Below are 25318 nucleotides of genomic sequence, written 5' to 3' on the forward strand. Positions count from 1 at the left end.
CACCTTAAAAAAGCTTTAAATTGATGCTTGCTTATTTATTGATCTGCACCCATCCCGTTTTGGTTTTACCGTGAGCAATGACTACATAATAATAGGTACCGTCAGGCAATAGCTTACCGCCTTTACCTTGTCCTTCCCATTGATCGGTATACGAGCCGTGAAAAGCATATACTTCTGCTCCGTATCTATTGTAAATAACGATGCTGGTTACCCCGTGCATCGACAAATCAAATCGATCATTTAAACCATCGCCATTCGGTGAAATTCCCTTTGGAATAGGACAATCATTAAAACTAATTTTAAAACTACTTTCATCGGTACACAATCCGTCTTCCGACGCCGCATAAACAAAAATTGTCTGAGACTGCGTCAACATACTGCCTACAGCCAATTCCATTCCTTCACCGCCGGTTTGAGTAAAGTACTTATTATATAGCGGCAATTCTTTTAACTCATAAAGTTTACATTCTAAAACCTCATCATCAAAAATGGCCGCGCTAACCGCTTCCGTTATACTAACCTGGTAGGAGATTTCTTCGAAACAGCCTTTTCCATTGTCTTGGAATACAAAAATTTCGTTTTTACCAACGTGAGTCAAAATATCTCCTGCACTATAATTCTCGCCAGTTGCTCCAGCTTTGGTATAATAGTATTGATCGGGCTCTAATGCTGGGAATACATAACTCGCGCAGACCACCACATTTTCTCTGGCTTCAGGAATCAATCCTTTGGACAATTTAATAGGTAACACAAATACTTCGTGACATCCCGTTTTCAAATATTCCACACGGATATATAGATTTCGCTGTTCAAGTGGTAATTCCATTTCAAATTTATCCGCGTTTGAAATCGGGTTCTCATTGGCATTAGCTGCCTCCACCGAGGTAAAATAAGCAACTTGATAAGCTTCTTTTCCAGCCTTTTTAAACATGCCTTCTTCTACTGTAGTCAGATCCACAATTTGGGCGTTTAACGAATATCTGCATACCTCCAATGTTACTGGTCTGGCTACAATTGCCGAAATTGGAGGATATATTTCGACTTTTATCGATCCAGTCGCCTCACAATTCACATCGCTATATTTGGCTGAAATTTTATAGGTTCCACTTTCCTTCACTTCCAAATCAGGCGTATTTTCACCGGGGATTACTACGCCGTCTTTGGTCCATTCAATGACTTGATTATCGGCAATACTTATACCCGACTTAATCCATTGGCTACCGCCATCGCATAAGGCATTATTGGTTTCGACTAATAAATCGGCTCCCAAGTCAAGTGTTCCTAAATCAAAACTTCCCGCATTAAAAAACACAGCAGAGGTATGGCTAGGGGTATCGCAAAAATCAGCAATAGCCAGTTTAATACGGTACTTTTTACCCGCTTTTACCGCAACCATTTCAGAACTCATCGGAACGGTCATCCCGATATAACTAATAGCCGCACCCAGAGGAGCGTCGTTGTTTTCAGCAAAGTGTTTTCCATAATATTCTGGATTTTCACTTTTACAAGCAGCACCAGATTTATCGGAATCACGAATAGTCGATAAAGCTATAGGTTCCTTAACACCCGGGATTAGAGCCAGATTCTGACCATCACCCGTTGCTACTTCTGTTAACCATGCAGCAAATAATGCACCTCCAGCCGTACACACAAATTTACAGTTCTTCGAATAACTCTCCGATGCAAATAAATACTCAAATTGGATCGAGTCTTTAATCGGAATAAAATCAAATTCCAATACAGATACGAATTTCTTATCACCAAAACCAGCACCACCCACTTGTTTGATCACCTCATTCAGATCGGCATCACCGGTCCATTCTGGTACCTTTTCTCTAGTTGCATTTGGTGTTGCATAAGGTCCTGGTACGTATTTAACGTTATGAGTGGTTAAGACAATCCCTTCCTCAAAAGGAAAATCAGATTTGCCTTTATTAAAATAGCCCAAGGTATTGATGGCACTATTCTCACCTGCTCGGTATTTGATGTTGGACACCAAATCGCAATTGGAGCTAATCAACACGTCCTTTACCAGTTCTTCAACGGTATATTTATCCCCACTAGGGCTTACCTCAAGCGGGTTACCACTCGTTATACACGCATTAAAAAGATAGTCGGGATTTTTTGTTGTCGTCGCTAAGCGAATTAAGTATTTTTTACCTGGTATCAGATTGCTCATAATTCTCGAATACGACGGGCTACCCAAAGTAAAACACTCTTTAACCACTTGAGCTGCTGCACCGCCCACTGGTACCATAGCTGTACAATCTACTTCAAATATCGAACCGTATAGATACGGCAAATCCACCTTACTCAATACGTTTTTCAAACTCAACATATGTATGGTTGATGTAGCGGTAAACTCAAACCAAACATCAGTACGAGCGGTCGAACTCGATTGACAGCTCGGCTCTTTAATCACAGAAGCATTAGCTCCTAAAAACGAACCCGACACCACTTGATCGCAATCCAAGCCGCTATTTACCGGAATCTCTATAGGCCCGGCACAGCTGTCATTAGCCCCGATTTGGGTTGCAGTGTCAGCCCCCGTTGACCAGTCACTTTTCGAATTGGCATCTGAACATATTGCGCGAACATATACCGTATACACTTTTCCAGATTTTAGTCCGCTTAAATGCGTCTTAGGAGTACCGCTTACCTTGATGGTATTCGCAGGATTTCCAGTAGTTGCATCGGCCTTATATTCGACAACGATGACCTCCCAATTGGTAATTCCACCATCTTGTTGCCATTCAATATCCACCGAATTGGCGCCTTGTCCCGTTACTGTTACATAATAGGGCTCTGGACACGCCAATTCTTTCCGAATCAACACATCATCAATCGTAACTATGGTTGTTCCTTTAGACAAAGCGTGCCAAGCAATATTTACATTGCCCGTCACCCCACTAATAACAACAACTTCTTCAATGTAAGTCGCGTTGAGATACGTTTTCGAACTCACCACCGTTTTTTTAAACTTGGTTACATCGACACCCTCTGTTGATAAAAGGACCTCAAAATTAGTTTTAGCCGTTGCATTACTCTTATAGCGGTACTTTAATACATAATTACCTCCGTCCAACTTAATCATCGGTGAAATCAACCAATCGTCGTTGACGATAATATCATTAAAGTCGTACATATTAAGCATCATTGCTCGGTTTCCTTCATATGGACTGCTGGTAGATATTTGCCACATATCATTTTGTGCTCCCGCTTTATAATTCCCATCAATGATCGTCCAACAACGGATCGATTTAGAATCGAGATTGAATCCTTCCCAGAATGGAGCTTCATAAATGGAACAGGCTGTTATAAAGCGAATTGGCCCCGACCAGATACTGGTAGAACCGTCACCACAGATCGTGCGCACATAAAATTCATAATCGGTATTTGGAGCTAAAGCCTTACCCGTATTATTTGCAACAGTGGCAACATTGTCTTTATTTGACGTGATAGCACCCTTGGTTTTAGGCATTCCTAAACCTTTTTCTTGTACGTAATACTCCCAAGAAGTGGCCTTAAAATCATCTGTCCAACTCAAAGAGACCTGAGTGCTTTCAATGTCCTTTACTGCTAAATTTAAAGGTTCAGGGCAACCAAAAACCTCTTCCACAAAGACATTGTCAATATAAATATTTGTTGCTCCTACAGCCTTAACATGCCAAGCAATATTAACATCACCACTGATTCCAGAAATAAAGACGTATTCCGCTGTCCATTCCGAATTTTTATACGGTTTGACAGCAACTATAGTTTTTGTGAATTTGGATGGATCTATACCGGAATTGGACAAAACCACTTCGAAATCATTGGAATTGGAAGGTTCTACTTTATAATGATATTTTAAACGGTACGTTTTATTCGCATCAAAAGTGATGGTCGGAGTTACTGCCCAGTCATCGTGTGTTTTACCCGCTGTTCCTTTAAAATTAAACGATTGTCCTCCTTCATAATTGGTTGAATTTCCACTCCAAATATTGTCGTTTGAACCGATTACCGCATCCTTGTTATTATCCAACACGGTCCAGCAACGCATGGTGTTTGAACCGACATTAAAACCTTCCCACATTGGTGTTTTAAAGATATTACAGGCGGTCATAAACCTAAAAGGTCCGGACCAAAGGCTAAACTGCCCGTTACCACAAACCGTACGCACATAGTACTCATATTGTGTATTGGGTTGTAAGGCCACACCAGCATTATCTTGTGTTATCGGTGTCTGCTTTTTTGTTGTAGCGGTGCCACTACCCGTTGGTTGACCTTTTCCCACTCCTGGAATCTGAACATAGTACTCCCAATTGGAGGCTTTGAATTCATCGCTCCAGGTCAAATCAACCTGAGCTTGTTGTGGGTTGTCGATTCCCAAATCTAATGGCTCTGGACATGAAACCACCTCTTCAATAAAAACATTATCGACACGGATGGTTGTGGCCCCCGTACTGATCACATGCCAGGCAATATTTACAGTACCGCTAAAATCACTGATGAAAGCCGTTTTTTCAATATATGTAGCATTTCGATTTGTAGTCGCGGCAACGATTACTTTAGTAAAATTTACTTTGTCTGTACCCTTATTAGACGCTACTACTTCAAATTCATTGGTGGTCGCAAGCGCTGCTTTATAGTGATATCTCAATCGATATACTTTGTTTGGATCCAGCACTATAGCAGGAGAAACCAACCAATCGTCGTGTTTCGTTGCAGCACCCGATCCCGAGAAATACAGGGCTTGATCTCCTTCAAAACTATCAAAATTTGGAGACCAGATGTTATTTCCAACTGCAGTGGTGGCATCTTTATTTCCATCTAATATAGTCCAACAAGCCAATGAGGTGGAGTTTTTATTAAAACCCTCCCAGAATGGGGTTTTTACTTCCAAACAAGCTGTTTTAAATCTAATGGGACCTACCCATACACTAACACCGCCTTGTCCACAATTGGAACGGATAAAAATTTCATATTCTGTATTGGGTTGCAAATTTCCACCTTGTCCACTCAATCGAGTTATTGTTGTCGATTTAGTTGCTGACAGATTTCCTGCTCCTACCGGATCACCACCTGCAGCAGCCTGTACATAGTATTCCCAATTGGAATTGATATCGTCTTTCCATGTTACTTTAACTTGATCCTTAGCGATATCACTGACTACTACATCATCTTGTGGTGCGAAGCAACCCACTTTCTCTACCGTCAGATTATCTATAAAAACCATAGTAGGTCCGGTAGAAACCACATGCCATGCTATATTAACATCTGCAGTGATATTCTGTACATAAACGGTTTTTTTAATGTAGTCACCGTTTCTATAAGTCGCCTTGTCCAATACTGGAGTGGTAAACTGATCTACGGCAATACCTTGAGTTGAAAGCAGTATTTCAAATTCATTTGCAGCTGCTGCATTCGTCTTGTAATGATACGTGATGGCATAAATTCCTCCGGCCATTTTAAATGTCGGTGAAATTAACCAGTCATCGTGTTTCGTACCGGCACCAGACCCTTGAAATTGCATGGTTCGATCGCCCTCTTGAGGACTACTGCTCGATTGTTTCCAGATGTTGTTGCCCGTTGTTGTTGGAGCATCGTTGTTAGCGTCAATAATCGTCCAACAATCAAAACTAGTCGAAGCGCTATTAAAACCTTCTTTAAACGGCAAAGTATATGCAGCACATACCGCCTTTAACTGTTTCACATTATGAGATGGCTTTTGCTCCTGTCGTTTGGGATCTAAGCGTTCCATAATGTTCTTTTCGCTCCAATGTTTTACCTCCGAAAGGAGTTTATTACTGCCATGGAACAAAGAAGTGAACTTGCTTTCTGCTGTTGTTGCATACATGATAATGCTAAAGAATAACAGCAGAAAAAATAATAACCATTTTTTCATAATACTATAAGCGTGTTTTTGGATGTAACGCCAAATATATACTTTTAATTTAACCACACCTTAACAGTTTTGTTACAAACCGATTGCTAACTGCTTGATTAGAACCATTCAAGATAAAATTAACGCGTATTTATCTAGAGGTTTTTAACAGTCTTTAAATCAAAGAATCCCAATTGTTAGTATAACTATAATACATAATTAACTTTTTATCCTAAAAAATTATCTTTATATTTATAAAGCAGGTAATTGGAATAGAAATACTGTTTGGCCCGTTGTTGCTTTACGAGCTAAAGAATAAAACATTTTGAACCTAATTTTCATTACTTTTGTAATACAAACTCAGACTATGTTAGACAAAGAAGAAATAAATTTTGAAAGATCCGTAATTGTTGGAATCATCACCCAAAATCAAGATGAGGAAACTTTGAATGAATATTTAGAAGAATTAGAGTTTTTAACCTATACTGCTGGTGGAAAAGTGATCAAACGCTTTACTCAGAAGATGGAACAACCGAACCCAAAGACTTTTGTTGGTACGGGAAAGATGGAAGAAATACACACTTATATTCTAGAAAACGATATTAGTACGCTTATTTTTGATGATGAATTGACCCCTGCGCAACAAAAAAATATTTCCAAAATAATCGACTGTAAGGTTTTGGACCGGACCAATTTAATCTTGGATATTTTCGCACAGCGAGCGCAGACCTCTTATGCTAGAACACAGGTTGAACTCGCTCAATTTCAATACATACTACCTCGACTGTCAGGAATGTGGACCCACTTAGAGCGACAACGTGGAGGAATTGGTATGCGTGGTCCAGGAGAAACAGAGATTGAAACGGATAGACGTATTGTCAGAGATCGTATTGCGCTATTAAAAGACAAGATCAAAGTTATCGACAAGCAAATGTCTATACAACGAGGTAATCGCGGTGCTATGGTACGTGTAGCCTTAGTAGGATATACCAACGTTGGCAAGTCCACTTTGATGAATGCCATTGGAAAAAGTGAAGTTTTCGTTGAGAACAAATTATTTGCCACCCTGGATACCACCGTTCGAAAAGTGGTCATTGGCAACTTACCATTTTTACTATCTGATACGGTTGGTTTTATTCGAAAATTGCCGACGCAATTGGTAGAGTCGTTTAAAAGTACTCTGGACGAAGTTCGAGAAGCGGATTTGCTGCTTCACGTGGTCGATATTTCTCACCACGATTTTGAAAACCACATCGAGTCGGTGAATCAAATTTTAAAAGACATCAAAAGTGATAATAAGCCAATTATTATGATTTTCAATAAAATCGACGCTTATCATCCCGAAGTTATTGAGGAAGATGATTTAATGACAGAAAGAACCTCAAAACACAACAGTATAGAGGATTGGAAAAAGACTTGGATGTCAAGAGTTGGTGCCGACAACGCTATTTTTATATCGGCAACCAATAAAGAAAATTTCGAGGAATTTAAGGAAAAGGTTTATGAAACGGTTCGTAAGATTCACATCACACGCTTTCCGTATAACAACTTGTTATATCCAGATTTTAAAGATATCGAATGGGATACTGAAGAAGAATAAAAAAAGGGGCGTATGCCCCTTTTCTATTTCTATCCAGATACGGATTAAAAAGTATAATTTAAACCAACTCCAACAGCTTGTCTGATCTGAAATCCTTGGTAAGAATTGTCATCATAAATCGTCTGCACGGAAAAATTGGTAGATAGGTATTTGTTGATTTTCAAAACGACATTCAATTGATAATCGATATCTACATTTTGAGGATCTTCTAAATAATTAGAATATAGATTAAGTATATTTTCAATGCTCACATTCTCCATTAAAGTAGCTTTGTAATACCCGGAGATCGATGCTCCTAACTCATATCTCATATTATCTCCTTGTTCCACACCGAAGGCAGGACCAAATTCTGTAAAGTGATCATGAACAAAAATAAATTTAGAAGTTGCCGGAGCAAAATTTACTTTTAAATTATCTGATTTCTTCCACAACATACCGGGACCGATTTGTAAATAAGCCGGTGAAAAGAAATGCGAATTTCTGACCTCTTTATCTTTTGGATCCATACCCGCATCCATTTGAGTTTTAAAGTTCAAGAATGCAGAGTAAAACCAATAACCTGCGGCTTTTTTTCCGACTAATGAATTAAATTCAAAGCGGTCATCTGTCTTTTGAGAATCACTACCCTTGATTTTCGAAATACCGTAGTTGACTTGAATTTTATTATCCCAATTCCACTCTTCACTTTTGTAATTAATATCGTAATTAATCCCTAAGGTTCCGGCGAAGTTATTGTCTCCACCTGCTTGCCAATTGGTAAAACTAGACTGATTACCCAATAAGGAAAAGGTTCCTTTAGAAGTCCACGGTCCGACTTGAGAATCTGATACAACTTCTTGAGCGTTAGCTCCAAGCGTTGCGAAGAGCATCATCAAACTAAATGTAATTTTTTTCATTTTCTTGAGTTTTTTATAATCAAATCTAGTATTTTCTTATAAAACAAACAAATTTCTTTTGAATTAAACTTTTTTCTTAAAAATAGGAACCGCCGAACAAGCTTCTCCAAACATCACAGAGCGAGCGTGTTTCATCAATTTCTGCGTTGATAAAATATAAGCTTCTTCGGGTATATCGTGTTTCGAGCAACCTTTGATAATTGTAGCCTTTCCGTCATAGATTGAATAATCCACCTCTTCTAGTAAATCTTGAAAAATAGCGCGCTCCAAAGCTTTTTTATCTCCCAAATAAACCTTCTTGGCTACGGGTTGTAGATAACTGGTAACCAACATAAATGCCCAAGCAGGTAGAATCGCATCTGTAGAGCAATATAGCGCCACATAAGCATCTGTGTAAGTGCTCCAGTCAAAATCCTTTAAGTGTGCACGAAAATCCTTTTCGCGCAGGATAAAACCTTCATACAGCCATTGTGCTATATCTAATTCCAAGCGTGGATTTGACGGATAGAGATCTTCCATATCAAATACCATCAAGGCACTATTAGCCACTTTATTTACAATTTCTCCTTCCATAATTACAGCATACCCAATTCCAATTTGGCTTCTTCACTCATCAGGTCTTTAGTCCAAGACGGATCAAAAGTCAATTCGACCTCCACGGCTTTCACATTTTCTATAGATCGCACTTTCTCTTCTACTTCTCTCGGTAGGGTTTCCGCTACAGGACAATTTGGGGAAGTCAAGGTCATCAGAATCTTTACATCGTAATTTTCATTGACGAATACGTCATAAATCAACCCTAATTCATATATATCAACAGGAATCTCGGGATCAAAAATCGTTTTTAAAACACGAACGATACGCTCTCCCAACTCTTGTACATTAATTTCGTTTTCCATTTTTATTTGTTTGCTTGAAATGCTACTGAATACATTTTTATTTGTTTAATCATCGACACCAATCCATTGGCACGTGTAGGCGAAAGGTGTTCTTTCAACCCAATTTCATCTATAAAGTCCATCTTTGCATTAAAGATTTCCTCGGGCGATTGACCTGAAAAAGCTCGAATTAAAATAGCAATAATTCCCTTAGTCAAGATCGCATCACTGTTTGCAGTAAAATATACCTTACCATCTTTATATTCAGCATGTAGCCAAACTTTGGACTGACAGCCCTTAATCAAATTATCGTCGGTTTGGTATTTCTCTTCTATAATTGGTAAACTCTTACCCAATTCAATCATATATTCATAACGTTGCATCCAATCCTCGAACATCGCGAATTCGTCAACTATTTCTGCTTGTATTTCTTCTATAGACATCTTAATAACACTTTTTGTTATGACAACATTGCCTTTGCTTTTTTTACGGCTTCAACCAAAACATCGATTTCTTCTTTGGTGTTATAAAAACTAAGAGAAGCCCGTACTGTTCCCGGTATACCAAAGAAGTCCATAACCGGTTGTGTACAGTGATGCCCTGTTCTGACAGCAATACCTAATTTATCAACGATAACTCCAATATCGTAAGGGTGAATTCCCTCTATGTTGAATGAAATTACCGAGGCTTTTTCCGCAGCTGTACCGACAATATGAAGTCCGTCAATCTGCAATAACTGCTCGGTTCCATAAGCTAACAATTCTTTTTCATAGGCTGCGATCTGATCAAATCCAATGCTATTCATATAATCAACAGCAACACCCATAACAATTCCGCCAGCAATGTTTGGAGTTCCCGCTTCAAATTTATGAGGCAAACAAGCATAGGTTGTTTTCTCAAACGTAACCTCTTTTATCATTTCACCACCACCTTGATAAGGAGGCAATTTATTTAACCATTCTTCTTTACCATATAAGATCCCCGTTCCCGTTGGTCCAAAAATCTTATGTCCTGAAAAAACATAAAAATCACAGTCCAAGGCTTGAACATCGGGTTTAATATGTGGTGTTGCTTGTGCTCCATCAATCAAAACAGCTGCACCAACTCGATGTGCTGCATCAATCATATATTTAATCGGATTTACCGTACCTAAGGCATTAGAAACATGTACTACCGCCACTATTTTGGTATTCGAAGTCAGTAAACGGTCAAATTCTTCTAATATTAATTCTCCTTTGTCATTCATCGGAATCACTTTCAACACTGCTCCCGTTCTTTCACATAAAAATTGCCAAGGCACAATGTTCGAATGGTGTTCCATTGCCGAAATTAAAACCTCATCTCCAGGCTTTAGTAGGGAACCAAAACCATGAGCTACCAAGTTGATTCCAAAGGTCGTTCCTGAAGTAAAAAGTACTTCGCACTCCTTTTTAGCATTAATGTGTTTTTGTATTTTTATACGAGATGCCTCATAGGCATCTGTAGCTAATTGACTTAAAGTATGTACACCTCGGTGTATATTCGCATTGATCGTACTGTAGTATTCCTCGATTGCTTCTAGTACCACGCGGGGTTTTTGTGCTGTTGCCCCATTGTCAAAATAGACCAGATCTTTACCGTTAACTTGTTGTGTAAGTATGGGAAAATCTGCTCTTATGGATTGAATGTTTAACATCATATTTTCAAGTTTTATGCAAAGTTAGTGTTTGTAATCACACCTACTAAATTTTATAGCAAAGATAACTATTCCCCAAACTATAAATTAAAATTTTAATTTAAAATTAATCTAATTATATTTTATAACTCAATAAAAAAATATAGATTTGCCTTTATTTAGATTTAATTCAAATAGAGCCCCATGAAAAACATTTTTACCTTAGCGCTTGCTACAGTGCTATTTATTTCCTGCCAAGACAAAACAAAAAAGGAGGAAGTAACCGAAATCACCCAAGAAGTAAAGACAGAGAAAATCATTTCTCTTAACGGTGCAGTAACCGAAATCTTAGCAGCACTTGGAGAATCATCTAACATCGTAGGTGTAGATGTTACCAGTACATACCCAGAAGATATCAAAACCAAAGCAAAAGACTTGGGTCACGTTCGCTCCCTTTCTTTGGAATCTATAATTGCCTTACAACCCACACTTATTTTTGCTTCTGACAAAGATTTAAACGACGATCTAAAAGCAAAAATTACAGCTTCTGGTATTCAATTGGAATTGGTTAAACAAGAATATTCTGAAAAAGGTACAGAACAAATGATTGAACAAGTTGCTAAAAAACTTGGGAAAACGGATTACAAACACCTATCAGAAAAAATAAAAAGTGACTTAGCACAATTAAAACCGATAGAACCAAAACCAACGGTATTATTTATTTATGCTAGAGGTGCTGGAACTTTGATGGTTGCTGGTACAGACACTCCTGTTGAAAAGATGATTGCTCTAGCTGGAGGTCAAAATGCAGTAACGGAATTTAGCGATTACAAACCACTTACACCAGAATCTTTAATCAAAGGAAATCCGGATGTAATCTTATTGTTTACAACAGGACTTCAAAGTTTAAATGGAGTTGATGGCTTATTAAAGGTAGACGGAATCAGCGCAACTAAAGCGGGTAAAAACAAGAGAATTATTGCTATGGATGGTGAACTTCTATCTGGTTTTGGACCACGTCTAGGACAAGCAGCTATAGAGTTAAACCAACTTTTGACTAATAAATAATGCAAAGAAGGTTAACGGTTTATCTTGTACTACTACTAATTCTGTTGTTATTACTGTCAATTGGGTCCCTATTTATAGGTGTTTATCAATTTGAGGGCAACGACTTTAGAGCGATTTACGATTTGATATTTAAAAACCAAAGCGTAAATACCAGCGATTATTATGTATTTTATAATATCCGATTACCTCGAATAGTTTTAGCTATTTTAATTGGCAGCGGTCTTGCTGTATCGGGAACTTGCCTTCAGGGCATGTTTAAAAATCCTTTGGCATCTCCTGATTTAATAGGAATTACCTCAGGAGCAGTACTGTTCGCCGCAGTTACCATAGTATTAGGTAGCACGATCAAAGCGTATATTCCCGAGGGATTACATTATTCTCTTTTGAGTATAATGAGTTTTATTGGCGCACTAATCACGATGAGTTTCGTTTATAAAATGTCAACAGTAGATGGACGAACAAACATCGTTGTTTTATTGCTATCTGGAGTAGCTATTACCGCATTGACAGGAGCAGCTACTGGTTTATTGATCTATTTATCTACCGAAGAAGAACTCAGAGATTTGACGTTTTGGACTCTCGGTAGTTTGGCAGGAGCAAATTGGACTAAGAATTTGATCATGGCCATCGTGATCTTGATTTCCTTTTCGTTCTTAATCAATAAAGGCAAGGCGTTAAACGCGATGATGTTGGGGGAGAAAGATGCCGAACATCTGGGGATACCCGTAGAGCGAATCAAACGTAGAATTGTCATATTCTCAGCTTTAACCGTAGGAACTGCTGTTGCTTTTGCCGGAACTATAGGTTTTGTAGGATTAATTGTACCTTATATATTGCGCTTGATTTTCAAATCAAATTACTATTTGATTTTACCCCTATCCGCAGTGTTGGGAAGTATCCTTTTACTAACCGCAGACACAATAAGTAGGACTATCGTGGCTCCTTCTGAAGTTCCAATAGGAATTTTAACAGCCATAATGGGAGCTCCTGTATTTATTGCCATATTAATTAGATTTAAAAAATCTTTATAAGATGATTAAAGTTGCACGGATTGATTATAAGGTAAAAAGTGGTGTTTCCATTTTAAAAAATATTGATTTTTCAGCAGAGAAGGGCCAGTTGATTAGTATACTTGGTCCAAATGGTGCGGGAAAATCGACCTTACTCAGTTTGTTAGCCAATGAGATTTGTCAAAACAAAAACGATATCGAACTCAAGTCGACGCCCTATCCAAAGTGGTCAAGCAAAGAACTTCCGAAGCACAAAGCGAAGTTTTCGCAGCAAAACAATGCCGACATCCCTTTGAATGTTAGAGAAATTGTGATGATGGGGCGGTATCCATATTTTGACAGTAACCCATCAAAGCGAGACGAAGAAGCCATTCAGCAGCATATGCAACAAACCGATGTAGCTCAACTGCAAGACCGGGCTTACAACAGCTTATCAGGTGGTGAAAAACAACGGGTACATTTGGCAAGGGTTTTATCGCAACTCGAAAACGAAATTGATGAGAAAGTCTTATTTTTGGATGAGCCGTTGAATAATTTAGATGTTTTGCATCAGCATAAGATTCTAAATCTCATCAAGCAATTTACTCAAAGAGGCAATACAGCCATAGTCGTACTGCACGACTTAAACCTAGCAGCACAATTTTCAGACAAAATACTGTTATTAAAGAAGGGTGAGAAAGTCAGTTATGATATTCCCGAGAAGGTATTAACACGTGAAATAATCAGTTCCGTGTACAACTTTCCCTGCACTGTTTGCGTTAATCCCGTAAACAAAAACCCTTTGATTATATTTGGAACCTAAAAAAAACTCAACATGAATACAGCAACATCTTCTTTAAAAGAAAAATGGGACCTTTTAAAAAGTGAAAGGCCACATTTAAGAATTAGAAACGCCGCACAAGAACTTGAAGTCAGTGAAGTAGAACTTCTTGCAACTCAAATTCCTGAAAGCACGATTCGATTGACTAATGATTTCACGGCGATATTATCGGAAGTACAAACCCTTGGAAAAGTAATGGGTTTAACGCGCAATAATGAATGTGTGCACGAGAGAAAAGGCGTTTATTTAAACCCGGATTTTAGTTCACCACATGCCGGTTTGTTTGTTAATGAAGATATCGATTTACGAATTTTTATCGGTCAATGGGCAAGCGGTTTTGCCGTGATTGAAAAGAGCGATAAAATGGAGCGTAAAAGTCTTCAATTCTTCGGAAAAGACGGTGAAGCCATTCACAAAATTTATTTGACACCAGCAAGCGATGAAGCTGCTTTTGACACTTTAGTCGCTAAGTTTAAATCCGACGATCAATCTCCTGTACAACCAACCACCAAAACAGAGGTTCATCACGATGAAAGAATGGATGATGAAATTGATGTGCAAGGTTTCCAAAGTGATTGGGAGAACTTACAAGACACCCATAATTTCTTTGGTTTATTAAAAAAATACAGTATCACAAGAACGCAAGCCTTGCGTTTAGCGCCGAGTGAATACTATGCAAAGTCCATTGAAAAGGACGCTATCGTAACCTTATTAGAAACTGCAGCAAGCAAACAAATTCCAATTATGGTGTTTGTCGGAAATAAGGGTAACATTCAGATCCACACGGGTGAAATCAAGAAAACCATGTGGCATGAAAACTGGTACAACATTTTGGATCCAGACTTTAATATGCACCTGGACATGAGTAAAGTTGCTCAGACCTGGATTGTCAGAAAACCTACTGAAGATGGAGAAGTTACATCCATAGAAGTTTTCAATGAAATGGGTGAGATTATCGTACAATTCTTCGGTAAGAGAAAACCGGGAATTCCTGAACTAACCAGTTGGAAAGAACTTGTTGCTTCTTTATCTTAATCATCTATCTTACTATTTTTTGCAAAAAGCGGTATTCTTTAATTAGACTACCGCTTTTTTTTGTGTTTTATATTATAGTTTTCTAATTAAATAGCTATTTTTACCTACAACTTACCAATATTAGGCGCTATTAAAAGGACTCCCTATTAACAAAATATTCAGAACATCCGAATAGCGAGCTATTTTTAATACAACACAAAAACTTATAACATGAAAAAAAAACTTATACTCTATTTTATTGCCTTGGCAGCTTTAACAAGCGCTTATAATTGCAACAGCAAAGACGATGGTCCAGGTAAAGACCCCAAAGTGATTGTTGATCCACCACCACCTGCAGAACCACAAAAAGAGGGAACTTACAATTATAAGACCTTTGAAAAACAACATCTGGCCTTCGGAACAGGTTATAGTCAAACGGCTGATAAAACCGTTGAATTTCCAAAAGATATCGATCAAGTTCAATCCATCAAAATGTATGTACAGTTCGGTTGTCCTTGTAATATTTGGGATATGTATGCCAATATACAGGCCAAGGATCCCAAAACCAATGAATGGTACGAAATCGGAAGGTATATTACGCCCTATGGAAAAGACTCGTCACCACTGGCAAGAGGTTTGGAATTTGACGTTACCGATTTTAAATCCATATTAACTGGCACAACAGAACTGCGAATTTTCACAGAAGTTTGGGGAAGTGATGGTTGGTTGGTCAGTGTGGACTTTGACTACATCTACGGAAAACCCGATTTCAAATACAGCGCAATCACCCCCATTTTACAATACAACGAAAATTCTTTGAAAGGAGTTCCTTATGGTGAATCACATGCTTTTGATTTAGAGAAAACCATTACTATACCTAAAAACGCAGAGAGCGCCCATATTCGTTCGATTATTTCCGGCTGGGGTCATGCAACACCTAATGATGTTGGTGGTAGAGGCTGTGCAGAATGGTGTTTTAGAACACATCAAATCAAGATTGATGGACAAAACACCTTTCAACATATTTTAGGCCCTATAGGTTGTGCAGACAACCCGATAAAAGATCAGCGCGGAAACTGGAAACCCGATCGCGCGGGATGGTGTCCGGGAATGGCTGTTCCAACCCGTATCGATGTCTTAAAAAATCCAAAAGCAGGTACCTCTTTCGTATTTGAATACTATTTCGAACCTTGGGTTAATAATATGCAATCGCCAGCCGAAAACAAACAAGCTTTTTATGCCCTTTCCAATTTTATAGTGGTAAAAAGCGATACTCCTATTGAAAAAGCAACCGTAAAAAATTAGACACTTTTACCGATTTATTGCGATTGCCAACGATAAAGCCCTTTTAAAAAAAGATATTTGAAATATCCAATTTTAGAAGGGCTTTTTTTGTAAAATCTTATCAAACAAATGTTGATAACAAAAGCGAAAGTTATTTTCAAAATATTGAAAAAGAAGCTTTTATATTGTAGCTTTGATTTGAATAAAGAGTATTCTCGATTTGTTATTTCAATCCGAATTTTTATTTTTAAATTGTTTATCTCGCTAAACAAACTCACTATTTACTGAATAAATCAGAATAAAAATAAAAATTTTTAGAAGAAAAACGAAATCAGTTTCTATGGTTTAATCTAAAATTTTTTTAAGCATGTCCATTTTTGATAAAAGAATTAATTACAAACCTTTCGAGTATCCGGGTGTCTATCAGTTTACCGAGGCTATTAACAAATCGTATTGGGTACACAGCGAAGTGGATTTCACTGCCGACACCCAAGATTTTCATTCGCATTTAACCAAGGGCGAGCAGATCGCTATCAAGCACAGTTTACTGGCGATCGCTCAAATTGAGGTGGCAGTTAAATCGTTTTGGGGCAATTTGTATCATCATTTTCCGAAACCGGAGTTTAACGGCTTGGGCAGCACCTTCGCAGAGTGCGAATTTCGCCATTCAGAGGCTTATTCTCGCCTTTTAGAGGTATTGGGGTACAATGATGAGTTTGAAGACCTTTTAACGATTCCAGTAATCAAAGAACGCGTTGATTATTTATCTACTGTTCTAGAGAATGCGAATTCCGACGACCGCAAAAAATATGTGGTTTCGCTGATTTTATTCTCGCTATTGATTGAAAACGTTTCACTGTTTAGTCAATTTGCGATTATCCTTTCATTTACCCGTTTTAGAGGGCTGATGAAGAATGTCAGTAATATAATTGCCTGGACCTCTATAGACGAACAGGTTCATGCCAATGCAGGTATTTACATCATCAACGCCATCCGCGAGGAGTTTCCCGATTTCTTTGATGAGGAATTAGTGCATCACATTCAAGATGTGGTTAAACATTCTATCGAGATAGAAAAAAACATACTCGAATGGATCTTCGAAAACGGGGAAATAGAAATCGTAACTAAGGAAGATCTTTTAAACTTTATGAAATTTCGCGTTGATGAAAGCATGCGTAAAATCGGCTTAAAAGACATCTACGGAATCACGGCAGAAGAATATAAACCGATGGCTTGGTTTGAAGAAGAAGTTTTTGCTAACAGTTTGGACGATTTCTTTGCCAAACGACCTGTCGATTATACCAAGCACGATAAAAGCATCACTGCCGACGACTTATTTTAAAAAATTGCCAACTGTAAGAAAAAGAGAAAATGAATACATCCTATAACGAATTACCACTACAAACCGACGAATCCGTTCACCTTAGAGAGAAGCTGTGGTGGAAAAATTCGGAAAGTGAACAAATATTAAATCGCGGTTATCTCCTTAAAGGCGAAACCGTTGAAGGGGCTATTGACCGAATTTGTACCGCTGCGGCCAGACGTTTGTATAAGCCCGAATTGAAAGACTCTTTTGTCGAAATGATCGAACGCGGATGGATGAGTTTAAGCTCACCGATATGGGCCAATATGGGTACGGAAAGGGGCTTACCTATTTCGTGCTTTAACGTACATGTACCTGACAGTATCGAAGACATCACCCACAAACTCGGCGAGGTTATTATGCAAACCAAGATTGGAGGTGGAACCTCGGGATATTTTGGAAACCTGCGTGAGCGCGGTAGTGCCGTGACAGATAATGGAAAAAGTAGTGGAGCGGTAAGCTTTATGAAACTTTTTGACACGGCTATGGATACGATTTCCCAAGGCGGTGTTCGCCGTGGTGCATTCGCCGCATATTTGGATATCGATCACCCCGATTGTGAGGAGTTTATTCAAATCAGAAATATCGGAAATCCGATACAGAATCTCTTTTATGGCGTATCCATCCCCGACTACTGGATGCAAGAAATGATCGATGGAAACCCTGAAAAACGACAGTTATGGGCAAAAATTCTCGAAAGCCGTCAGCAAAAAGGAATGCCATACCTGTTTTTCTCCGATAATGTCAACCGCAATAAACCACAAGTTTATAAAGACCTCAATATGCGCATTAATTCGAGTAATCTATGCTCTGAAATCATGCTTCCTTCAACGAATGATGAATCGTTTATCTGCTGTTTATCATCGATGAATCTCGAACTGTATGACGAATGGAAAGATACTGAAGCTGTGAAACTCGCTATCTTTTTTCTCGATGCTGTTTTGCAGGAGTTTATAGAAAAAACAGAGGGGAATTACTATTTAGCATCAGCAAATCGCTTTGCAAAAAGACATCGTGCTTTAGGATTGGGTGTATTGGGATGGCATTCCTATTTACAAAAGAACAACATACCGTTTGAAGGTTTAGAAGCCAAGATGTTAACCACAGAAATCTTCCAGAGAATCCAACAACGCGCTGATAAAGCAACCCAAGAACTGGCTAGAATATATGGAGAGCCCGAGATATTAAAAGGTTATGGCAGAAGAAATACCACCACCATGGCTATTGCACCAACCACTTCATCCTCAGCCATACTGGGCCAAACATCCCCAGGAATAGAACCTTTCAGTAGTAACTACTATAAAGCAGGCTTATCCAAAGGTAATTTTATGCGTAAAAATAAATACTTGAAAATATTACTGGAGAAAAAAGGATTGGATAATGAAGACACGTGGCGCAGTATTATGCTGAGCGGCGGTAGCGTGCAACAGTTAACCGAATTGACAGAAGAGGAAAAAGCTGTTTTTAAAACTTTTAAAGAAATCAGTCAATTAGAAATCATACAACAGGCTTCTATTAGACAAAAGTTTGTAGATCAAGCTCAGAGTTTAAACCTCAACATTCCTTCGGGATTAGCGATCAAAGAGGTTAACCGCTTGATGATTGAGGCATGGAAACTCGGTGTAAAAACACTTTACTACCAACGCAGTCAAAGTGTCTCTAAAGAAATGGTGACTAACTTGGTCAATTGTAGCAGCTGCGAATCCTAATCGAGTTCCAATTGAAATCTTGATAGTCTTTACATTATTTCTACGCTCTGAATTTCCAATAATTTAGACGACTATTCATAAGACATGTAGCCTATTCATTCAATGGTCTACTACTTTAACTAAAAAACGCTTATACGGAATTGAATTCCTTATAAGCGTTTTGCATTAACTTACCTTCGTCCTCCGTGTGCGGTTGCTCTAACTACATCATTCTTAAGGCGATCCATTAAAACACAAAAAAGGCCGTATTTAATCACTAATACGGCCTTGTTCTTTGCAAAATATGTAAAAAAACTTACTCAATGTTAACATCGTCGGAAAAGAAGCAATCATAACGACAATGATTGCTTTCTTCCGCTTTGAAAAACCTTCTTTTTTAATACACCCATTAAAAAAGAGAAAAACATTAACTTGAATAAAAAATCTTAAATTCGATCAAATATGTTGTTGTTGTTACTAAGTAGTCCGGACTACTTAGTAAGGGAAACAACAATTTACTGTTTCATAGCAATATTCAAAACAGTTGCGGTAATAACCACATTTAAACTACTCACTTGTTGAGCTACAACGTAACCCATAAATTTTCTTTTTCTCCACTCATCATCCACTCCGTGTTCACTAGAAATAAGACTAAAATCAATCGCATCTAGCAAAACCTTTTTATCAGATATAAGCAAACGATCATCACCCATAACTATTTCACGAAAACTTTGAATATTTTGTTGACCGTTTATGATATTTAAAGCATGATTTTTGAAAGCATTCGAATGAGAAGACTGCTGAATTGCACTCTCGTCTAAAGATAGAATACCCTGAACCGCTACCGCAGCAACTGGAACATATCCATTAGTGTCTAAAGCGTGATTATTGATAAATTCTGGAGACATCGCCAAATTTTGAGCAAGATCAATCACTTCAGAAATAGAAGCATTACTCCCACCTACTGAACTGTAAATTTGCTCCAAATCTAAAGAAGCATTCGCTAGTTCAGAAACCGAATTCTGAGTAAGGTATTGCTCCTTGTTTTGCGCAATATTTTCTGAATCGGAGTTTACCGAGCATGCTGTTAAAAGCATGGATAAAGAAACCGACATTACTAAAAATTTTTTCATGGTTCTATAAAGATTAAATGAAACGCTAGATTCACACTCATAACTTTTTCAAAACTAGTGGTATAAAATCATCCATACAAACATTTATAGTGCATATTTATAAATATGCACTAAATAAAAAATACATATATTTGATTTTAAGATTTTTAAATCAAGCATAAATTATTGTAGCTTTGCTAAAAACAAACCATAAATGCGAATAATCTGTAGAAATAATCACCTCCAACTTATATTTTTGAGCATGATTATGCTCTTAAATGGTTCATTTTTACACGCTCAAACCAAAAACTTTTCCAAAAAAACTTTTGCCCAACTAGCCGAATTAATCGATTCTCAAGAGATAAATAGTTCTTTGCAACTAGCTTATTTGAACGCTTATTTGGATAAAGCCAAGCAGGAAAAAAATCAAAGTGAATTAGTTGAGGCCTATCGCAAAAAATTATTTCGCGCTCCTGAAACGCAACATTTAGTCTATGCAGATAGTATCTATAACATTGCTGTTAAATCTAAAGATAACAAATTAATTAGTATAGCCTACCAAACCTATGGTACGATCTACTTTATTCAAAAAAACTATAAGGTTTCCGTTGAAAATAGTCTTAAGGCTGAGGAGTATATCATCAAGACTAACGACCTCTATACCCTGCATAAAATCAGATACAGTATTGCAGATGTTAAATACTATTTGGGCTCCTTTGATGAGGCTCTAAAGATCTACCAAGATTGTGCGACCTATTATTCCAATAAAGACGATATCAACAACTTATTGGGTTATATCAATTCCATCCGATCGATTAGTAAATGTTATTATCAACTCGGCGATTATCAACAAGCGAGCCAATACAATATCTTAGGATTACAATCCTGCCAAAAGATCAAAATTCCGACCATTCAAAATGATGAGGAATTGTATTTTCGCCAATCTGAAGGCATTGTGCAGTATTCTTTAAAAAACCATGAACAATCTGTATCGCTTTTAGAAGGCTCACTTGACGGAATAAAGAAAAATAAAGACTATACCAACGAACACCTCACTTATCTGTTTTTAGGTAAGAATTATTGGGATCTCAACCAAAGAGAAAAAGCCTTAGAATATTTTGAAAGTATCGATGAATTATATCAGAAAAAAAAGATCACCAACCTCGATCTTCGACAAGCCTATGTATTTCTAATTGAATACTATAAAGACAAAAAAAATCTCGAAAAACAATTATACTACACCAATACATTAATACAAATAGATAATCTGTTGCGTGAAGATTACCGTTATCTCAACAACTATCTACACACCGAATACGACAACAAAAATCTATTTCAAAATAAATTAGATTTGGAAATGCAAATAGAGCGCAACAAACGACGTTCTTTCTATTTGTATTTGATGGGATCTATCATCATACTAGGAATTGGTGTAACAACGGTTATCTATTACCGCAAACAACGACTATATCGCAAAAAATATGAAGCCTTACTTCATCCGCAACAAAAAACAGAAACCTTAAGTATTTCGAAACCTGCAAGCGAGAGTGAATCGGATGAACAGCCTATTCCCTTTCCGAAAAACGTCGATATTCACGAAGATCTCGTTCAGCAAATATTAGTTAAACTCAAGGAATTTGAGTCTGATAAAGAATTTTTAAAACCCAATATTACCCAATCACAACTGGCGGAACAATGGAAAACCAATACTTCCTACCTTTCAAAAATTATAAATACTCAAAAGAATAAGAATTTCAACCAGTATGTCAATGATTTACGCATCGATTATGGCTTGCAACTATTAAAGAATGATCTGGTGATTCGTTCGTATAAGGTTACCGCTATAGCTAGTGAATTGGGCTTTACAAACACGCGAAGTTTCACGAATGCTTTTATTGCTAGAACCGGTCTTAAACCGTCTTATTTCATCGAACAGCTCAATAAAGATCAAGACATTTAATACCTACTGTAACTATAAAAAAATGCGATAACCTTCTCGGGTTATCGCATTTTTTATGATTCTTAAAACCATTGTCCAAATCGTCGAATGTATATTCTTTTAAAGAGCTGTACTACGACAAAATAACTCAACAATATAGCAACCAGCCAAGGGAAATAAGACCAAGGCAGCGGTACTAAACCAACATAATTACCTAAAGGAGAAAAGGGAATATACAGTCCTAGGCACATCACCAAACCCGTTAATAACAGTACTGGTAAAGTAGCTGTACTCTGAATGAAGGGGATTTTTTGGGTTCGCAGCAAATGAACAACCAGTGTTTGAGACAATAAACCTTCTACAAACCAACCCGATTGAAAGAGAGCTTGGTGTTCCACACTATTAGCACCTATAATGTACCACAACATGGCAAAGGTTGTAATGTCGAACAGTGAGGAGGTCGGTCCGATCCATACCATAAATCTCCCGATATTCTTAGAGTCCCATTTGCGTGGTTTTTTCAGAAAATCACGATCCATACGATCCCAAGGTAATGCCAATTGAGAAAAGTCGTAAATTAAGTTCTGTAGCAACAGATGTATGGCCAGCATCGGAAGAAAAGGAATAAATGCACTGGCGACAATTACCGAAAATACGTTTCCAAAATTGGAGCTCGCTGTCATATTCAAGTATTTAATTATGTTTCCAAAGGTTTGTCTACCGATTAAAATTCCCTCATCCAAAACCATCAAATCCTTTTCCAGTAAGATAATATCCGCAGACTCCTTGGCAATATCGGTTCCGGAATCCACAGAAATCCCTACATCGGCGTCGCGTAAGGCTGGTGCATCATTGATACCATCACCCAAAAATCCTACGGTATGTCCATTTTGCTGTAAACTCTTTAACACCGTATTTTTTTGTATTGGAGATAATTTGGCGAATATGGAATACTTTTCAACAGCTTCGCTCAGTTCCTGCGTATTCATGCGTTCGATATCACTACCAACCAACCACTTCGCATCGTCTATACCCACTTCACGACAAATTTTTCGAGTTATCTCAGCATTATCACCCGTCAACACTTTAACTTGAATACCGTTGTCCATAAGGGCTTTAATTGCAGGTGCTGTGGAGGGTTTTGGCGGATCCAAAAAGGTTAGAAAACCTTCGATAATTAGTTGTTGTTCGACCTCCAGGGTATAATGCGTTTCCGTAAAAACCTCTGGAATCTCGCGAATTCCTACCAACAAAACGCGGTATCCCGCTTTATTAAAGGCTGTTGCCTTATCAAGTATGTGCATACGGACCTGATCATCCATCGGTATAAATTCATCTTTGAGTCGTATGTGAGTAGCAATATCCAACAACTCTTCGACTGCACCTTTACAGATCAGGATATGATTATCTGACGCATCGCTTACAATAACAGATAGCCTGCGTCTCTCAAAATCAAACGGTAATTCGTCTACTTTAGCATGGTATTTAATCGCCTCAAAATCGTCACGATCTTCCGTAAATTTGACCACGGCACGATCCATCAGATTCTTGACGCCACTTTGATGAAAACTGTTTAACCAAGCCCATTGTAATATGCGCTCGTCGTCGTCCCCACTGAGATTAATATAGCGATCTAAAACGATCTCATCCTGTGTTAGTGTACCTGTTTTATCGGTACACAAGATATCCATCGCACCTAAATTCTGTATGGCATTCAATCGTTTGACAATAACTTTTCTCTTAGACATATTGACGGCGCCTTTGGCTAAATTGGCGCTGACTATCATCGGTAGCATCTCTGGAGTGAGTCCGACTGCAACAGCCAGTGCAAATAACACCGAATCCATCCAATTGCCTTTGATCAATCCATTTACCAAAAAAACCACCGGAACCATCACCATCATAAAACGAATCAATAACCAACTGACACTATTGACTCCTTTGTCAAAAGAGGTTTCCGGTCTTTTACCTACGATAGAACGCGCCAAAGAGCCGAAATAGGTATCTGAACCGGTTGAAAAGACCATACCAGAAGCCGTTCCACTTGTAACATTCGTTCCCATCAGACAGATGTGATTCAATCGCAATAAATCGTGGCGAGGCGATGAATCATCGGAATCCAATTCATCCTCATAGTCACCAGGTATATCATATTTTTCAACAGGCATCGCCTCACCAGTCAAGGCTGCCTCGCTAACAAATAAATCCCGTGAGGTAAACAACCGAATGTCTGCCGGTACCAAATCACCGGCGGAAAGCTGTACGATATCGCCAGGAACCAATTCTTCAACATTGATTTCATAGATAAGACTTCCCGCATTGCTATCCGTTCTACGACGTACTGTAGCGGTAGTTTTAACTAACGAATTGAGGGATTCTGCCGCCTTATTCGTTCTGTACTCCTGCCAAAAACGCAATAACCCACTAATGGTAATCATCACCACTATAATAATGACTCCAGCTAATTCAGTAGGCTCCCCCTGACGATAGGGCAACCAGAAATCCATGAAAAAACTAATGATCGCCAATACACCCAAAACAAAAATAAAGGGGTTCTTATACGCCATAAGCAATTGCCAAATAGCCTTAGGTGCTTTTTGATGCACAATCTCATTTTTTCCATAAACATCTAACCGACGTTCTGCCTCTATACTGCTTAAACCTTTTTCAGAGGTATTAAAGATTTGAAAGCACTCATCAATGTTATTAACGGCTTTCGATGTAATTAAAAATTCCTTCGTTTCAGAAAATTTATTGGTGTTGTTTTTCATATACTTACTTTATTATTTCCTTAGTCAAAAAATTTTGTCCTGAACTCCTACTTGATTACCAAATAGGTGACCAGCAACATCAACTTGATAACTACTGCTTTTGCTTAAATTTTAAAGAGATTTTTCGTTGGTAATTCCGCTGCTCTTCGTCAAAAAAAGACATACAAACACTGGCTTCAGAATCAATAATGACGAAGAGCATAAGATCAAATCCAAAAAAGTTTTTTAAAGGATTGCGGAATTACTACCTCGAAGGAGGTTCGTTGAACTGGTATTGAAAATGATGTTCAACTAAGGTATGAGTAGATCGATTCCACCTATAGTCTGGTGGCGATTTCCAAGTTTCAGGTTTAAA

17 protein-coding genes are annotated in these 25318 nt (G+C 38.0%); 9 read left to right on the forward strand and 8 right to left on the reverse strand.

What is annotated here, in order from left to right; genetic code table 11:
* Nucleotides 1-31 precede the first annotated feature (31 nt).
* Entirely contained in the window at nt 32-5887 is a 5856-nt protein-coding gene (locus tag L1275_RS04300; RefSeq protein ID WP_253470178.1) for a choice-of-anchor J domain-containing protein, read from the reverse strand.
* Between the two features lie 346 nt (nt 5888-6233).
* Between L1275_RS04300 and hflX the strand changes: the two genes are divergently transcribed.
* Nucleotides 6234-7466 carry a GTPase HflX gene (hflX, locus tag L1275_RS04305; RefSeq protein WP_253470179.1) on the forward strand — a complete coding sequence of 411 codons (1233 nt, stop codon included), beginning with the start codon at nt 6234-6236 and terminating at the stop codon, nt 7464-7466.
* A 44-nt stretch (nt 7467-7510) separates the two neighbouring features.
* Here the strand turns inward: hflX and L1275_RS04310 are convergent, their stop codons facing one another.
* The 5 genes from L1275_RS04310 to L1275_RS04330 all read right to left on the reverse strand — a co-directional run bounded on the left by L1275_RS04310 (nt 7511) and on the right by L1275_RS04330 (nt 10915).
* The gene (locus L1275_RS04310; protein ID WP_253470180.1) at nt 7511-8362 is read right to left on the reverse strand and encodes a DUF3078 domain-containing protein; all 852 of its coding nucleotides are present in this window, start codon (nt 8360-8362) and stop codon (nt 7511-7513) included.
* A gap of 63 nt (nt 8363-8425) precedes the next feature.
* Nucleotides 8426-8935 (reverse strand): DUF2480 family protein, encoded by a 510-nt coding sequence (locus tag L1275_RS04315; RefSeq protein ID WP_253470181.1) that lies wholly within the window; start codon nt 8933-8935, stop codon nt 8426-8428.
* 2 nt (nt 8936-8937) lie between these two features.
* Nucleotides 8938-9261 (reverse strand): DUF59 domain-containing protein, encoded by a 324-nt coding sequence (locus L1275_RS04320; RefSeq protein WP_253470189.1) that lies wholly within the window; start codon nt 9259-9261, stop codon nt 8938-8940.
* A 2-nt stretch (nt 9262-9263) separates the two neighbouring features.
* Entirely contained in the window at nt 9264-9683 is a 420-nt protein-coding gene (locus L1275_RS04325) for a SufE family protein (protein ID WP_253470191.1), read from the reverse strand.
* A gap of 17 nt (nt 9684-9700) precedes the next feature.
* Entirely contained in the window at nt 9701-10915 is a 1215-nt protein-coding gene (locus L1275_RS04330) for an aminotransferase class V-fold PLP-dependent enzyme (protein ID WP_253470413.1), read from the reverse strand.
* A gap of 183 nt (nt 10916-11098) precedes the next feature.
* On the opposite strand from L1275_RS04330, the gene L1275_RS04335 reads away from it, so the two are divergent.
* The 7 genes from L1275_RS04335 (at nt 11099) to L1275_RS04365 (ending at nt 19162) form a co-directional block, all read left to right on the forward strand.
* Complete coding sequence (locus L1275_RS04335) at nt 11099-11962, forward strand: hemin ABC transporter substrate-binding protein (protein ID WP_253470200.1); 864 nt, start codon at nt 11099-11101, stop codon at nt 11960-11962.
* On the forward strand, nt 11962-12993 hold the full coding sequence (locus L1275_RS04340) for an iron ABC transporter permease (RefSeq protein WP_253470202.1): 1032 nt from the start codon (nt 11962-11964) through the stop codon (nt 12991-12993). Before L1275_RS04335 ends, L1275_RS04340 begins: the two co-directional genes overlap by 1 nt.
* 1 nt (nt 12994) lies before the next feature.
* Entirely contained in the window at nt 12995-13774 is a 780-nt protein-coding gene (locus L1275_RS04345) for a heme ABC transporter ATP-binding protein (protein WP_253470204.1), read from the forward strand.
* 12 nt (nt 13775-13786) lie between these two features.
* Entirely contained in the window at nt 13787-14827 is a 1041-nt protein-coding gene (locus L1275_RS04350; RefSeq protein ID WP_253470206.1) for a hemin-degrading factor, read from the forward strand.
* 210 nt (nt 14828-15037) lie between these two features.
* Entirely contained in the window at nt 15038-16111 is a 1074-nt protein-coding gene (locus tag L1275_RS04355) for a peptide-N-glycosidase F-related protein (RefSeq protein WP_253470208.1), read from the forward strand.
* A 346-nt stretch (nt 16112-16457) separates the two neighbouring features.
* Nucleotides 16458-17432, forward strand: a complete 975-nt coding sequence (locus L1275_RS04360) for a ribonucleotide-diphosphate reductase subunit beta (RefSeq protein ID WP_253470210.1) — start codon at nt 16458-16460, stop codon at nt 17430-17432.
* Between the two features lie 29 nt (nt 17433-17461).
* Nucleotides 17462-19162 (forward strand): ribonucleoside-diphosphate reductase subunit alpha, encoded by a 1701-nt coding sequence (locus L1275_RS04365; protein ID WP_253470212.1) that lies wholly within the window; start codon nt 17462-17464, stop codon nt 19160-19162.
* 494 nt (nt 19163-19656) lie between these two features.
* Here the strand turns inward: L1275_RS04365 and L1275_RS04370 are convergent, their stop codons facing one another.
* A complete protein-coding gene (locus tag L1275_RS04370; RefSeq protein WP_253470214.1) occupies nt 19657-20256 on the reverse strand; it encodes a hypothetical protein in 600 nt (199 codons plus the stop codon).
* Nucleotides 20257-20515: 259 nt separating this feature from the next.
* Here L1275_RS04370 and L1275_RS04375 point away from each other — a divergent pair, with 259 nt between their 5' ends.
* Nucleotides 20516-22213, forward strand: a complete 1698-nt coding sequence (locus L1275_RS04375; RefSeq protein WP_253470216.1) for an AraC family transcriptional regulator — start codon at nt 20516-20518, stop codon at nt 22211-22213.
* 62 nt (nt 22214-22275) lie between these two features.
* Here the strand turns inward: L1275_RS04375 and mgtA are convergent, their stop codons facing one another.
* A complete protein-coding gene (gene mgtA, locus L1275_RS04380; RefSeq protein ID WP_253470218.1) occupies nt 22276-24963 on the reverse strand; it encodes a magnesium-translocating P-type ATPase in 2688 nt (895 codons plus the stop codon).
* Nucleotides 24964-25318: the final 355 nt, after the last annotated feature.

The organism is Flavobacterium sp. HSC-61S13 (assembly GCF_024171535.1).
In the GTDB taxonomy this organism is placed as follows: domain Bacteria; phylum Bacteroidota; class Bacteroidia; order Flavobacteriales; family Flavobacteriaceae; genus Flavobacterium.

Coding starts and splice junctions, on each gene's coding strand:
- L1275_RS04375 (WP_253470216.1), top strand. CDS start 20,516: ATGATTATGCTCTTAAATGGTTCATTTTTACACGCTCAAACCAAAAAC.
- L1275_RS04300 (WP_253470178.1), bottom strand. CDS start 5,887: ATGAAAAAATGGTTATTATTTTTTCTGCTGTTATTCTTTAGCATTATC.
- L1275_RS04365 (WP_253470212.1), top strand. CDS start 17,462: ATGAATACATCCTATAACGAATTACCACTACAAACCGACGAATCCGTT.
- hflX (WP_253470179.1), top strand. CDS start 6,234: ATGTTAGACAAAGAAGAAATAAATTTTGAAAGATCCGTAATTGTTGGA.
- L1275_RS04370 (WP_253470214.1), bottom strand. CDS start 20,256: ATGTCGGTTTCTTTATCCATGCTTTTAACAGCATGCTCGGTAAACTCC.
- L1275_RS04340 (WP_253470202.1), top strand. CDS start 11,962: ATGCAAAGAAGGTTAACGGTTTATCTTGTACTACTACTAATTCTGTTG.
- L1275_RS04310 (WP_253470180.1), bottom strand. CDS start 8,362: ATGAAAAAAATTACATTTAGTTTGATGATGCTCTTCGCAACGCTTGGA.
- L1275_RS04360 (WP_253470210.1), top strand. CDS start 16,458: ATGTCCATTTTTGATAAAAGAATTAATTACAAACCTTTCGAGTATCCG.
- L1275_RS04325 (WP_253470191.1), bottom strand. CDS start 9,683: ATGTCTATAGAAGAAATACAAGCAGAAATAGTTGACGAATTCGCGATG.
- L1275_RS04335 (WP_253470200.1), top strand. CDS start 11,099: ATGAAAAACATTTTTACCTTAGCGCTTGCTACAGTGCTATTTATTTCC.
- L1275_RS04350 (WP_253470206.1), top strand. CDS start 13,787: ATGAATACAGCAACATCTTCTTTAAAAGAAAAATGGGACCTTTTAAAA.
- mgtA (WP_253470218.1), bottom strand. CDS start 24,963: ATGAAAAACAACACCAATAAATTTTCTGAAACGAAGGAATTTTTAATT.
- L1275_RS04330 (WP_253470413.1), bottom strand. CDS start 10,915: ATGTTAAACATTCAATCCATAAGAGCAGATTTTCCCATACTTACACAA.
- L1275_RS04345 (WP_253470204.1), top strand. CDS start 12,995: ATGATTAAAGTTGCACGGATTGATTATAAGGTAAAAAGTGGTGTTTCC.
- L1275_RS04320 (WP_253470189.1), bottom strand. CDS start 9,261: ATGGAAAACGAAATTAATGTACAAGAGTTGGGAGAGCGTATCGTTCGT.
- L1275_RS04355 (WP_253470208.1), top strand. CDS start 15,038: ATGAAAAAAAAACTTATACTCTATTTTATTGCCTTGGCAGCTTTAACA.
- L1275_RS04315 (WP_253470181.1), bottom strand. CDS start 8,935: ATGGAAGGAGAAATTGTAAATAAAGTGGCTAATAGTGCCTTGATGGTA.